The sequence below is a fragment of the Ruegeria sp. CK2 genome (assembly GCF_056536585.1).
Genome location: NZ_JBQFPW010000032.1, coordinates 1 through 13,440 on the forward strand (window position 1 = coordinate 1; position 13,440 = coordinate 13,440).

A 13,440-nucleotide genomic window follows, 5' to 3' on the forward strand; every position below is an offset into this window, starting at 1 on the left:
CCGCGTGGATCTCTTTGGCGAAGCCTCTTATGCCACCGGGCTCAGTAACGCCGGTGATACCAGCGCTCTGAGTGCAAATGCAGGCCTCAAAGTGGTGTTCTAGTTGAGGCTGTTGGTGGAAGGTCTCAAATTGAAAGCTGACTGCAACACCGGAAAAAGCGATGCAAATCATTCGAACCTACAAGTTGCGGCTTAAGCCCACTCGCGAGCAGGAGTCGCAATTGCGCCAGACCTGCGCAGCGGTGCGCGCGGTGTACAATGCTGCGAATGAGCAAAGGCGCTTGTATGGTCGCCCGCAAGGGCAAGACGCGCATGGGCGGGATTCCCATTTCAGCAAGTTTAACCAATCCAAAGATTTGAGCCTTCCAAAGCTGAAGCACGATCCCGAATTGGCTTGGTTGTCCATCGCGCAAGCGGATTCCTTCATCTATGCGCTGGAAGATTTAGACCAGGCTTGGCGCAAGTTTTTTGATAACCGGCGCCAAGGCATTTCCTGCTATCCACCGAGGTTTCGGAGTGCAGAACAAGACAACAGTTTCAAGATGCGCGCGGTTTCCAACGCAAAAGGCAAGCGATCTAAAAAAGGTCACTTCGATGGCCGCCGACCTAATATTATTTTCAACAATCGCGGCGTCCGCCTTCCGAAACTGGGTTGGATCAGTTGGTCGAAACATTGCCGAATACGAGGCGATCTACGAACAGGTATTGTCACTTGCGAAGGCGGCTTCGCCAGCGGGCGGTGGTATATCTGCATCACGTCGAAAATTGATATCGCTGATCCGGTCCCGGCTGGTGGTACCATCGGCATCGATCTTGGTGCCGCAATTCCGATTGCTCTATCGAATGGCGAAGCCGCAAAGATCCCGCCGCCCAGCAACAAGACAACCAAGCGCATTAAACGGACTCAACGGGCCGTCAGCCGCTCTAAGAGGTGGTCACGCCGCAGGGAGACCCGCGCCGCTCGTCTGGCAGCGCTGAATCGCAAAGAGAAAGCCCGGGTGCACTGCAAGCTACATAAAGCGCGCCGCATGCTGGTGAACCGCTTTGGCACGATTGCGATCGAGGATCTGAAGATTTCTAACATGACGCGATCCGGCATGGGGACGGTCGAAGAACCTAGTCGGAATGTTCACTCGAACGCCGCCCTGAATCACGAAATGTTCTCGATTTCGAAATACGCTTTCCGCGTCTATCTTGAATACAAGGCGGCTGCGGCCGGTGGCGAGGTCATCGCCGTGAATGCCGCACACCTATCCCAGACCTGCGCCGAATGCGGTGCGGTCGATAAGCGGTCCCATCAGAGCCAGGCGCAGTTTGTTTGTGTGGCATGTGGCCATCGCGATAACGTAAATACGAATGCGGCCACAAACATTCTGGCCAAGTCGGGGGCCGTTGCAGGCCCTCGTAAGACGTCAAGCGAATCCCGTAGGGGATCGGCAACGTCCTCAATAGGCCATGACGCGCCATCGTGCGCCGCCTTCAGCGATCGATTGTCACCGGTGGAGGCTGATGACGGTTCAACAATTCCAGACACGCCTACGGCGATGAGTTGCGGCTGACTGCAATATATTTGGTGAAACGTTTGCCGACACTTCTCAAACCTATTCAGGCGCGCCTAAGCGCAAGTCCAGAGATCAAGGTGATGTTCTAGGTGTTAAGTTCCGAAGCACAGGAAGAATGTTCTGGACCGCGCGCACCAGAGTTGCGCCTTGCTCCGCAACCCTCCGCGTGCAAGTTCGCTCTTCCGTGCGTCTCTGTCACAAAGCCAAGGTGCGCGCTCGGCCACTAGGGGATCCAGACGCTCTTTCATACAGGCTGGATACTGGTGCTACACGATGACACTGGTATGTCGGTAAGGTTGCACCGCGTTCCGACGTGCCAATGCCCAGGTTACGTCAGAATGGCACTGACTCGAATGTCAGGTGAGAGCCCATTTTACTGAATGCTCCGCGCGGTATGAAGGTCCCCTTTGTCAGGTTTTTAGCTTCCTGCGAAATCATGCTGCCTGCCATTGGTGACGTCCTGGTGCGTCACGTTTCAGAGGTCACGGCGCGTTCAGAACTCGGCTTTCAAGTCTTTGGGATCGACTTTTCAAATGTCTCTCGCAGCAGCACTTCCGCAGGCCCCAACTTGGTTTTTTGGGACCAGGCAATGCCGACATCCATGGCCGGGATTGTATCGGCCAGTTCAATCCTCTCAACGCGCCGGCCGTCTAGCGTCCAGGGACGATAAACGACATCGCTCAGGATCGTGACGGCCTGGCCAGACGCCGCCAGACTACGTACGGCCTCAATAGATGAAGACGTTAGCTTGATCGTATCCGTCCGGTTTTCTCGCTCTGACGGCTGATGGATTGTGCTGATAGTGTCCACCATCGATAGTGGACATCATGGGGCACTCTATGGCGGGCAAGAAGGGTCAGAAGAAGCGGTTTTGGTCTGATGATGAGAAGCGCTCGATCTGTGCGCAGGCGCGAGCATCGGGCGTATCGGTTGCGCAGGTTGCGCGACGCTATGCGATGAACACCAATCTGATCCACAAATGGCTTCGCGATCCTCGGTTTGCGCCTGAAGACGAGGCTGATTTGGAGCTGGATACCGACAGCGGGGCGTTTTTACCTGTCGAGATAGAGGGGCTGCCATCTGCTCCGCTGCACGTGATCGCGCCTCCTGTTAATAGCGCCCCGCTGTCGGCACAGCGCGTGGACATCACGTTGTCAGATGGACGGCGGATTTTGGTGGAAGGTACGACAGCCCTGTCGGCGGTGCTGTCTTTGGTTGAGGGACTAATGCCTTGATCCCCGTTCCATCGAACACGCGGGTTTGGCTGGCCGCCGGGGTTACGGACATGCGACGCGGGTTCAATACTCTGGCCGCACAGGCGGAGAAGGTTCTGGAACTCGATCCCTATTCCGGGCATCTGTTTGTGTTCCGGGGTCGCCGAGGCGATCTTTTGAAGATCATCTGGTGGGACAGCCAGGGGGCGTGCCTGTTCAGCAAGCGCCTGGAACGCGGGCGCTTTGTTTGGCCCGCTGCCAAAGATGGCAAAGTCAGCGTGACAGCAGCGCAGTTGTCGATGCTGCTCGAAGGGATTGACTGGCGGATGCCCCAAAAGACATGGAAGCCCCTGAGCACTGGGTAGGCCAAGATATCAGTGCGATCTGGCGTTTGGCGATTCACCTTTTTGCGGCAATCGGTTATACCCAGCCTCATGTTGGACGCCCTTAAATCCTTGCCGGAAGACCCTGCCGAACTGCGGGCTGTCAGCGAGCGTTTGATGGCTGAGGTGCGATCGCTGACTTACCAGAATGAGAAGCTGAAGGCCGAACTTCATGGTCATCGCAAAACGCGGTTTGGCTCCAAATCCGAGAGCCTGGATCAATTGTCCCTCGATTTGGCGGAAGATGCAGAGATTGCAGTTGGGGCTGAGGCGCAGAAGAGCGAACCAGCCGAGGCCGACAGCAAACCGCCCAAGCGCCAGCACAGCCGCAAACCATTGCCCGACCATTTGGAACGGCAGGACGAGGTGCTGTCCGCTGGTGGAGAATGTGATGAGTGCGGTGGCTCCCTTCGCCAGATCGATGAAGATATCACCGAAGAGCTGGAGTATATCCCCGGTCGATTTGCACCGCTCGACGCTGACCGATTGGGTGGGGCGCAGCACGGCACTGCTGGAGCCATTGGCCGATCATATCGGCAAACTGGTCAGGGCAGGCCCGGCGCTCTTTGCGGATGACACGCCAGTGAAGCTGCAAAGCAAGCTCAAACCCAAGAAGACGCAAACTGCACGACTGTGGAGCTATGTGCGCAATGAAGGCCCGTGGTGCGGGGATGCGCCGCCCTGCGCGTGGTATCAGTTCAGCACAGACCGCAAGGGCGAACACCCCGTCAATCATCTTTCGGGCTATACTGGAACCGTGCATGCCGACGGCTTTGCTGGCTTCAATGGGCTGTTCGGCAAAGACAAGGCTGGCGAGCAAGCCTGTATGGTACATGTGCGCCGCAAGTTCGTGGACGAGTTGGAACGCACCGGCGCGGATATCGCCAAACATACCATTACGCAGATCGCAGAACTCTACGCCGTTGAGAAGGAAGCCAAAAACAAAGCGCCGGAAGAACGTGTCGTCCTGCGGCAGGAGAAGGCCAAGCCGATCTTTGATGAACTAGAGGTTTGGCTACAGGCCCAGCTTCCCAAAATCTCGGGCAAAACCAAACTGGCCGGGGCGATCCGCTATGCCTTGAACAGCATGCCCAAGGCGCGGCCCTATCTCAGCGACGGGCGGCTGGAACTCGACAACAACATCTGTGAACGCTCGATCCGACCCATTGCCCTGGGCCGTAAGAACTACCTGTTCATGGGTTCCGTCGGTGGCGGTAAAGCCGCTGCCATCGCCTATACTCTGATCGAAACGGCCAAGATGAACGACGTCGATCCCGAGGCCTGGCTTGCATGGGTGCTTGAACGCCTACCGGATCACAAGATCAACCGCATCGGTGAACTGATGCCATGGGCGTGGATGGAATCCCCACAATGACGATAGAAAAGGTTGTTCTTGAGCGTAAACCATACGAGCCTTGGGCGACAAAACAAGGCGATCAACTGACATATCACCTGCCCGTAGAAAGTGGCTTTGCATCGCTGAACTTCACCTTTGCAACTACAACTGACCATCTGGCCGTCCTCAAAACCGACGACGAGCGGTACTACTTCTTGTTCGCCGTGCTCCATCGGCGATATCAAGTGCAAAATCCTGCCTCTGCCCCCAAGGCAGACAGGCATTTTGATCTCGTCCTGTTTGGAGATATCCCAGACGTCGAGCGGCTACTGAATTTGCAAGATGCAGAAGGCAATGGTGCCGTATCAAACCTCATTCGGATAACGATGGGTCGTGAGCAAGGGCCTATGCGCAGCGGAAACTGGTTCATAAGCCAATGAACCCTGCACCTTCACCGGACGGATACACAAATAACCAAGCATTTCAGGATAGAAACGTTCTATGGCCCGAAGAGCGGGGCCAGTTTTGGATTTCTCGACGATGACAGCATCGACAGAGTTGGGTGGAATGGATCTTGAAAGCTTCTCAAACACCACCGAACGAACAAACCTGTTGTCTTGGGCACAGTGGAAGTACTCCATCTCAATGCGCGGCTTAATCCGATGCTCGATGAGATCGTATTTGTAAGTATCCAGTTCGGTGTGCAGCGTGAACGGTCTATACTTACTGACGCTTGTAAGCGTGAAGTACTTTGAACCGATTGGTGAAAAGTCGAAATTGCCTCCTTCATCCAGAAATATATACAGGGTGGGAGAAATTTCTGGGTCAGAGCTGTTCGTCATCGGAGTCTGTATAGCCGTAAATCTAAGCGCTCACAAAACGACACTTCGAAACGGAAAACAACCTGATGTGCGTCAAATACATCGGACTAGGTGTTTGATCCCAAGGTTAGATGGTGCGATCCATTCGATGGAATGGAAGAATGCCTTATGTGGCCATCTCAGGACACGTCGTTCAGAGCCCTGACCAGACCTTCACCGCACCTTCAGGCTTCGCTCGTGCGGTAAGTTGCGAACCGCGAGAAGTGGACATTTAAAACCAGGTGGCAAGTGGCGGATGAGCGGGACCTGACGCGCTTTCGCTGCTATTGAGCACCTGTTTGGCCAGCCTGTGTTGACAAGATGCGAGCCTGACGGCGGATGTTACGATAGCCGATGTCTATTCAAAAATAGAATCCCGGTATTTTCCAATTTGGTGATCTGGGTCCAGTGTTGGATGCGGGACGAATTGGCTGGACGTATTCGCGGGCAATCAGACAGCAAAAACCACAGCACCAAAACGCAGGAACAAAACCTGGAAACACTGGCCGGGAGCGCAAAGCCAGGTCCTCCAGCGGCACCGGCGGGTTCAGGACCAGAGCGAGATCACTGCAATTGCTCACCAACTTGAATTGGAGAACTTAATGACCGTTATGAACAATGCACCTGTTCTGGCGATTGCATTGCCTGATCAGGCTTCCGCGGAAGATGAGGCCGTGAGCTTTGCACTGCCGGCCAATGCATTCACGGACGCGGATGGGGATGCGCTGACCTTAAGCGCGACGCTTGCGGATGGGACGGCCCTGCCAGACTGGCTGGTGTTTGATGCGGCTGCGGGGAGCTTCTCGGGCACACCGCCCCAGGACTTCCATGGCATATTGAATGTAATGGTGACGGCCAGCGACGGGTCTCTGTCAGCAAGCGATGTCTTTGCGCTTGATATTACTCCTGTCAACGACGCCCCTGTGGCGGCTGATGACATTGCTCAAAGTCCCACTCCGGTCACCGAAGATGTTGTGACCTCGATTGATATCGCCACCCTCCTGGCCAACGACAGCGATGTCGACGGGAATGCGCTCACGGTGATAGATGTGTCCACCACAAGTACGCATGGGGCCATCCTGACGCTGAACACCGACGGGACGATCAGCTATGATCCCACCGGCGCAGACGCTGTTCAGGCTCTGGCAGAGGGTCAGACCCTGCCGGATACCTTCACCTATACGGTCGAGGACGGCAATGGCGGGGAGAACACCGCAACCGTTTTCATCGTTGTGCACGGAACCAATGATGCGCCTGTTGTGGCAATTGTATTGCCTGATCAATCTTCCGCGGAAGATGAGGCCGTGAGCTTTGCATTACCGGCCAATGCATTCACGGATGTGGATGGGGATGCGCTGACCTTAAGCGCGACGCTTGCGGATGGGACGGCACTGCCGGGCTGGCTGGTGTTTGATGCGGCTTCCGGGAGCTTCTCGGGCACACCGCCGCAGGATTTCCATGGCATATTGAGTGTCACGGTGACGGCCAGCGATGGGGCTCTTTCAGAAAGCGGCACCTTTGCGCTTGAGATTACCCCTGTCAACGACGCACCGGTCGCGGCTGATGATAGTGTGACCCAAAACCCGAACATCATCACAGAAGACGTTCTCATCCTGATTGATACCGCCACGCTTCTTGGTAATGACAGCGATGTTGAGGGGGATGCGCTGACGGTGACAGCGGTCTCTCCCACGAGCACACATGGCGCCACGCTGACGCTGAACGCCGCCGGTACGATCAGTACGATCAGCTATGATCCCACCGGCGCAGACGCTGTTCAGGCCCTGGCCGAAGGTCAGACACTAACGGATACTTTCACCTATACGGTCAAAGACGGCCATGGCGGGGAGAGCACCGCAACTGTTTCAGTCGTTGTGCACGGCACCAATGATGCCCCTGTTGTGGCAATTGTATTGCCTGATCAGGCTTCCGCGGAAGATGAGGCCGTGAGCTTTGCACTGCCGGCGAACGCATTCACGGATGTGGATGGGGATGCGCTGACCCTGAGTGCAACGCTGGTTGGGGGTGAGGCACTCCCGGACTGGCTGGTGTTTGATGCGGCTTCGGGGAGCTTCTCGGGCACGCCGCCCCAGGACTATACGGGGCAAGTCAGTGTCACGGTGACGGCCAGCGACGGGTCTCTTTCAGCCAGCAGTGCCTTTGCGCTTGAGATTACCCCCGTCAACGATGCGCCTGTCGCGGCCGATGATGTTGTTGGCGCGAGTGAGTTCCGCGTCAATGAGTTTACCAATAACGATCAAGGCGGTCCAAGTGTTACAGCACTTACCAATGGCCATTTTGTTATCACCTGGCATTCTGCTGACGAGCAGCAAGGCGATACGTCTTATTACGCCATCAAGGCCCGCATTGTTGATGCAAACGGTGTTGAGGTTGTCAGTGAATTCCCCATCAACGAATTTACCGAAGGCTCTCAGGTGTTTCCGAGTGTTGCGGCCCTCGACAATGGCGGCTTCGTTGTCACCTGGATGTCTGAAGACGGGCAGCAAGGCGATACTGATTGGGCCATCAAAGCTCGCATTTTTGACGCGAATGGCGTCGAGATCGTCAGTGAGTTCCTGGTCAATGAAGTTACCAATGGTAGTCAATTTTCCCCGAATGTTACAGAACTTACCAATGGCCAATTCGTTGTCACCTGGGTGTCCAGAGAAGACGGGCAGCAGGGCAATACCACTGATTATGCTACCAAGGCGCGTGTATTTGATGCGAATGGTAACGAGATCGTCAGTGAATTCCTGATCAATGAAGTTACCGTTGGTAATCAATTCGACACGAGTGGTACGGGCCTCACCAGTGTTACGGCCCTCGCCAATGGCCATTTTGTCATCACCTGGCAGTCTTCTGAGCATGATCTGGGCGATGATCTGACTGGTGGGGTCCTCAGAGCCCGTATTTTTGACGCGGATGGCGAGGAGATTGTCAGTGAGTTCCTGGTCAGTGAATTCACCGATTTCGGGCAAACGACCTCGAGCGTTACAGCCCTCTCCAATGGCAATTTCGTTGTAACCTGGGCGTCTTATGAGCAGCCGGACGATCTCTCCAGCGTTACTGTCAAGGCCCGAATATTTGATGCGAATGGCGCTGAGGTCGCCAGCGAATTCCCGGTCGCTGAAGCTGGTCTGTTCACGAGCGTAACAGAACTTGCCAATGGCGGTTTCGTCATCACCTGGACGTCTTTTGACCAGCAGCAGGGCAATACTCCCAGTACTGCCATCAAGGCCCGTATTTTTGATGCGAACGGTGTTGAGATCGTCAATGAGTTTCTGGTCAATGAATTTACCAATGACGCTCAATGGATTCCAAGTGCTACAGCCCTCGACAATGGCGGTTTCGTTGTCACCTGGGAGTCTCGCGACGGGCAGCAAGGCGATACGTCCGGTTCTGCCATCAAGGCCTGTATTTTTGATGCAAACGGTGTTGCTCAAGGCCCGAACATCATCACAGAAGATGCTGTCACCCTGATTGATACAGCCACCCTTCTGGCCAATGACAGCGACGTCGACGGGGATGCGCTCACGGTGAAATCTGTTTCGGCCACAAGTGCGCATGGAGCCATCCTGACGCTGAACACCGACGAGACAATCAGCTATGATCCCACCGGCGCAGATGATGTTCAGGCTCTGGCGGAAGGCGAGACACTCGTTGACACATTCACCTATACGGTCAAGGACGGCCATGGCGGGGAGAGCACCGCGACAGTTTCAGTAGTTGTGCACGGAGCCAATGATGCGCCTGTTCTGGCCCTTGCATTGCCTCCTCAGTCTTCCGCAGAAGATGAGGCCGTGAACTTTGCACTGCCAGCCAATACGTTCACGGATGTGGATGGTGATGCGCTGAGCTTGAGTGCAACAATGGTTGGGGGTGCGGCGCTGCCGGACTGGCTGTTGTTTGATGCGGTTGCGGGGAGCTTCTCGGGCACACCGCCGCAGGATTTCAATGGCATGTTGAGTGTCACGGTGACGGCCAGCGACGGGTCACTTTCAGAAAGCGGTACCTTTGCGCTCGAGATTACCCCTGTCAACGACGCCCCTGTGGCGGCTGATGATGTGGCTCAGAGTTCCACTCCGATCACCGAAGATGTTGTCACCTCGATTGATACCGCCGCCCTTCTGGCCAATGACAGCGATGTCGACGGGGATGTGCTCACGGTAACAGCTGTTGATGCCACGAGTGCGCACGGTGCCGCCCTGACGCTGAACACCGACGGGACCATCAGCTATGATCCCACCAATGCAGATGCTGTGCAGGCTCTGGAGAGGGACCAGACCCTGACAGATACATTCACCTACACCATCGAGGACGGCTTTGGCGAGGAGAGCACCGCAACCATTTCGATCGTTGTGCACGGAAGAAACGAAGCGCCTGTCGCGGCTGATGATATTGTTGATACAAGTGAGTTCCTGGTCAACGAGTTTACCAATAACGCTCAAACCTCCTCGAGCGTTACGACCCTCGCCAATGGTCATTTTGTTGTCACCTGGGAGTCTCGCGACCGGCAGCAGGGGGATGGCGATGGTTCTGCCATCAAGGCGCGTATTTTCGATGCGGATGGCGATGAGATCGTCAGTGAATTCCTGGTCAATGAATTTACCAATAGCTATCAGTGGAACCCAAGTGTTACAGCACTGGAAAATGGCCATTTTGTCGTGACCTGGCAGTCTCGTGACGGGCAGCAAGGGGATACGTCTGAGTATGCTGTCAAGGCCCGCATTTTCGATGCAAATGGCGATGAGATCGTCAGTGAATTCCTGGTCAATGGATTTACCAATGACGATCAATGGATTCCAAGTGTGACAACCCTCGCCAATGGCAATTTCGTCGTCACCTGGGTGTCTGGTGAGTGGCCGTTCCGCGATACTTCTGAGATTAAGGCGCGTATCTTTGACGCGAACGGCAGTGAGATCGGCAGTGAGTTCCTCGTCAATGAATTTACCAATGACGAACAAAGCACCCCGAGCGTGACAGCCCTCGCCAATGGCAATTTCGTCGTTACCTGGATGTCTGAGGACGGGCAGCAAGGCGATACGTCTGGTACTGCTATCAAGGCCCGTATTTTTGATGCAAATGGTGCTGAGATCGTTAGTGAGTTCCTGGTCAATGAATTTACCAATGACGATCAAGAACACTCGAGTGTTACAGCGCTCGCCAATGGCCATTTCGTCGTCACCTGGGAGTCTGATGATGCGCAGCAGGGCGATACGTACGGTTCTGCCATCAAGGCTCGTATATTTGACGCGAATGGTGTTGAGATCGTCAGTGAATTTGTCGTCAATGAGTTCACCCACAACTCTCAAGGCATCCCGAGTGTTACAGCCCTTACCAATGGCGATTTTGTTGTCACCTGGCAGTCCAGTGACGGGCAGCAAGGCGATACGGAATTGGCCATCAAGGCCCGTATTTTTGATGCGAATGGCGATGAGGTCGTCAGTGAGTTCTTGGTCAATGAGTTTACCAATAACTTGCAAGAACAGGCGAGTGTAACAGCCCTCGCCAATGGCCATTTCGTCGTCACTTGGCAGTCTCGTGACGGGCAGCAAGGCGATACGTACGGTTCTGCCATCAAGGCCCGTATTTTCGATGCGAATGGTGTTGCTCAAAGCGCTAGCATCATCACAGAAGATGTTGTCACGTTGATTGAGACAGCCACGCTTCTTGCTAACGACAGCGATGTCGAGGGCGATGCGTTGACGGTGACAGCTGTTTCTGCCACAAGTGCGCATGGGGCCGCACTGATGCTGAACACCGACGGGACGATCAGCTATGACCCAACCGGCGCAGATGATGTTCAGGCTTTGGCAGCGGGCCAGACCCTGATGGATACGTTCACCTACACAGTCGAGGACGGCAATGGCGGTGAAAGCACCGCAACTGTTTCAGTCGTTGTTCACGGACGAAACGAAGCGCCGATGATCGTTGGTACAGTTGGCAATGACATCCTGTATGGCAGCACTGGAAACGACCAGATCGTCGGTGGTGATGGCAATGACAGCCTATACGGCGGGACGGGCAACGACATCCTGATTGGTGGTGCAGGCGCCGACCATTTGGATGGTGGAGCAGGCTTCGATCAGGCGACGTATCGGTATGCGACATCTGGAGTGACGGCGTCACTGCAAGATACTTCCCTGAACACCGGCGAAGCGGCCGGGGATACCTATGTTGGCATTGAATGGCTTGTTGGGTCTGCGTTTGGTGATACCCTGTATGGCAGTGATGGCAATGACGGACTGTTTGGCGGTGCTGGCAATGACACCCTGCATGGCGGCCTGGGAAACGACCAGATCAACGGCGATATTGGCTTTGATATCCTATATGGCGATGCTGGCGATGACTATCTGAATGGCGGCGGCGGAAACGACCAGATCAACGGCGGTGCTGGCAAGGACACCCTGATTGGCAGTTATGGCAATGACGGACTTAACGGCGGTGCTGGCAACGACCAACTGAGCGGCGACGCTGGCGATGACAGTCTGCATGGCGGCGCTGGCAATGACTACCTATATGGCGGCGCTGGCAATGACACCCTGTATGGCGGCGATGACCATGACACCCTGTATGGCGGTGATGGCGATGATAGTCTACATGGCGGCGATGACCATGACATCATGCATGGCGGTGCCGGCAATGATAGCCTGTACGGCGGCGGCGGTGATTACCTATATGGCGGCGGCGGAAGCGACGAATTTGTTTTTCGCGAAGGTTTTGGATACGATTCGATAGAGGACTTCGCACTTGGCGTTGACCTTATCAGAGTGGATATCGCAGGTGTATCTTACTCTGATCTGACCATCATATCGAGCGGTTACGGCGCAGAAATTTCTGTGTCAGGGCATGGTACGTTTTATGTATCGGATTCCCGCCCGATCTCGCTGACTGAAGATGACTTCCTCTTCGGGTAGGGTGGCTCCTCTCAAAAGTAGACTTAGACACCTTCACTATGGCGCATCGCGACGCCGATTGGAGCAGGAGCCACCCCCGCCCCATCGGCTTGGTGGCGGTTGTGCCTAAGATACAGTCGCCAGTCGCATCAGTTGTTATTTCGTTGGATGATCTGTAAGAGGTGTTTTTCGCGTTCCCACTCGGACCAGGCTTTGACCAATTCACCCGGCACCGCTGCGATGGCATTTGGGTATTCACGCTCAACAAGTCCGTTCGCAAAAGTAAAAGCGGCATCTGTGAAGCTGACGGACTGTTTTTAAACGCTCATGCTATCTCCAATTACGGGCCTCCAAAAGAGTGCCACGATTACCGGCGCAAGCAATAACTGTATGGCGACTTAGGACATGTTGGCAAAAGCGGGACAAACTTCTGGAGTTACGAGCCGAAACCCAAGGGCATCTACTTTTCAAGTCACATCTATAGGCTCAATGGCACCGAGGCCGGCAACATCAAAACCTGGTCGACCGGTCAAAAAGGCGATGGCTATCTCCTGATTGCCCCGCTCGAGCGTTACAGCGCCAAACAGTTTCGCCTGGTGCGCGAACGTGTTGAAGCGGATCCACACAATGCTTGATCAGGGGAAGGTATGGTGTTGTGGGTGGCATGCGTCGGTGCGCTGCGCTGATTATGCTGGCCGCGGACAAGAGCGCGAAAGGCTTTACCAAGACAATGAAGATCGCGTGCCGCGAAGCACCTGCCGAGGATGCCGCAATCAGCAGCGTCAGCTACTCGGAGAATGCTTTGCAGATGCCGATGGACATGTTGGGCTGCTACGAGTTCTTCGGACATGCTGCGGATCGCACTGGATACGGATCGCGCGGTCGATCTGGGCAATGGGTTTAACCTGAAGCGCCGACGCGTGGCTGCGCATCAACGGTTGGAACTCACCGGAGTTTCGAAAGACAGCCTGCCTTGGCTCAAGTCATTGGGTTGTTTCACCGAGATCCACCAGTACCAGCTCTGGTGTTTCTGACCGCAGAACCAAAAGACTAGGCGCTGCGCGTTCTCACTGCGATCCAATCAGGCCACACTGTGGGCGAGCCAGGCGTGATTGCAGCCGAATGAGGCCCAAGAGACCCGGAGGTGGCATTTGTTACTGCCTCCGGGTCAACAAATCCTCCGGTTCAT

At 55.2% G+C, this 13,440-nt stretch carries 7 protein-coding genes and 1 pseudogene; 6 read left to right on the forward strand and 2 right to left on the reverse strand.

Annotation, left to right across the window (positions count from 1 at the left end):
• Positions 1 to 161: 161 nt before the first annotated feature.
• The gene (locus tag ACR0BU_RS24205) at positions 162 to 1,559 is read left to right on the forward strand and encodes an RNA-guided endonuclease InsQ/TnpB family protein (protein ID WP_480739474.1); all 1,398 of its coding nucleotides are present in this window, start codon (positions 162 to 164) and stop codon (positions 1,557 to 1,559) included.
• Between the two features lie 510 nt (positions 1,560 to 2,069).
• Here the strand turns inward: ACR0BU_RS24205 and ACR0BU_RS24210 are convergent.
• Positions 2,070 to 2,375, reverse strand: a complete 306-nt coding sequence (locus ACR0BU_RS24210; RefSeq protein ID WP_480739473.1) for a LysR substrate-binding domain-containing protein — start codon at positions 2,373 to 2,375, stop codon at positions 2,070 to 2,072.
• Between the two features lie 26 nt (positions 2,376 to 2,401).
• On the opposite strand from ACR0BU_RS24210, the gene tnpA reads away from it, so the two are divergent.
• From tnpA to tnpC, 3 genes and pseudogenes are all read left to right on the forward strand, one after another.
• Positions 2,402 to 2,797, forward strand: a complete 396-nt coding sequence (tnpA, locus tag ACR0BU_RS24215) for an IS66-like element accessory protein TnpA (protein ID WP_480739471.1) — start codon at positions 2,402 to 2,404, stop codon at positions 2,795 to 2,797.
• Entirely contained in the window at positions 2,794 to 3,141 is a 348-nt protein-coding gene (gene tnpB, locus ACR0BU_RS24220) for an IS66 family insertion sequence element accessory protein TnpB (protein ID WP_480739469.1), read from the forward strand. Before tnpA ends, tnpB begins: the two co-directional genes overlap by 4 nt.
• Positions 3,142 to 3,210: 69 nt before the next feature.
• A pseudogene (gene tnpC, locus ACR0BU_RS24225) lies at positions 3,211 to 4,534 on the forward strand (IS66 family transposase).
• Between the two features lie 326 nt (positions 4,535 to 4,860).
• Here tnpC and ACR0BU_RS24230 read toward each other — a convergent pair.
• Positions 4,861 to 5,337, reverse strand: a complete 477-nt coding sequence (locus ACR0BU_RS24230; RefSeq protein ID WP_480739467.1) for a hypothetical protein — start codon at positions 5,335 to 5,337, stop codon at positions 4,861 to 4,863.
• Between the two features lie 620 nt (positions 5,338 to 5,957).
• Between ACR0BU_RS24230 and ACR0BU_RS24235 the strand changes: the two genes are divergently transcribed.
• Positions 5,958 to 12,272, forward strand: a complete 6,315-nt coding sequence (locus ACR0BU_RS24235) for a tandem-95 repeat protein (protein ID WP_480739466.1) — start codon at positions 5,958 to 5,960, stop codon at positions 12,270 to 12,272.
• An 827-nt stretch (positions 12,273 to 13,099) separates the two neighbouring features.
• Positions 13,100 to 13,285, forward strand: a complete 186-nt coding sequence (locus ACR0BU_RS24240) for a hypothetical protein (protein ID WP_480739464.1) — start codon at positions 13,100 to 13,102, stop codon at positions 13,283 to 13,285.
• The last annotated feature ends 155 nt before the right edge of the window (positions 13,286 to 13,440 follow it).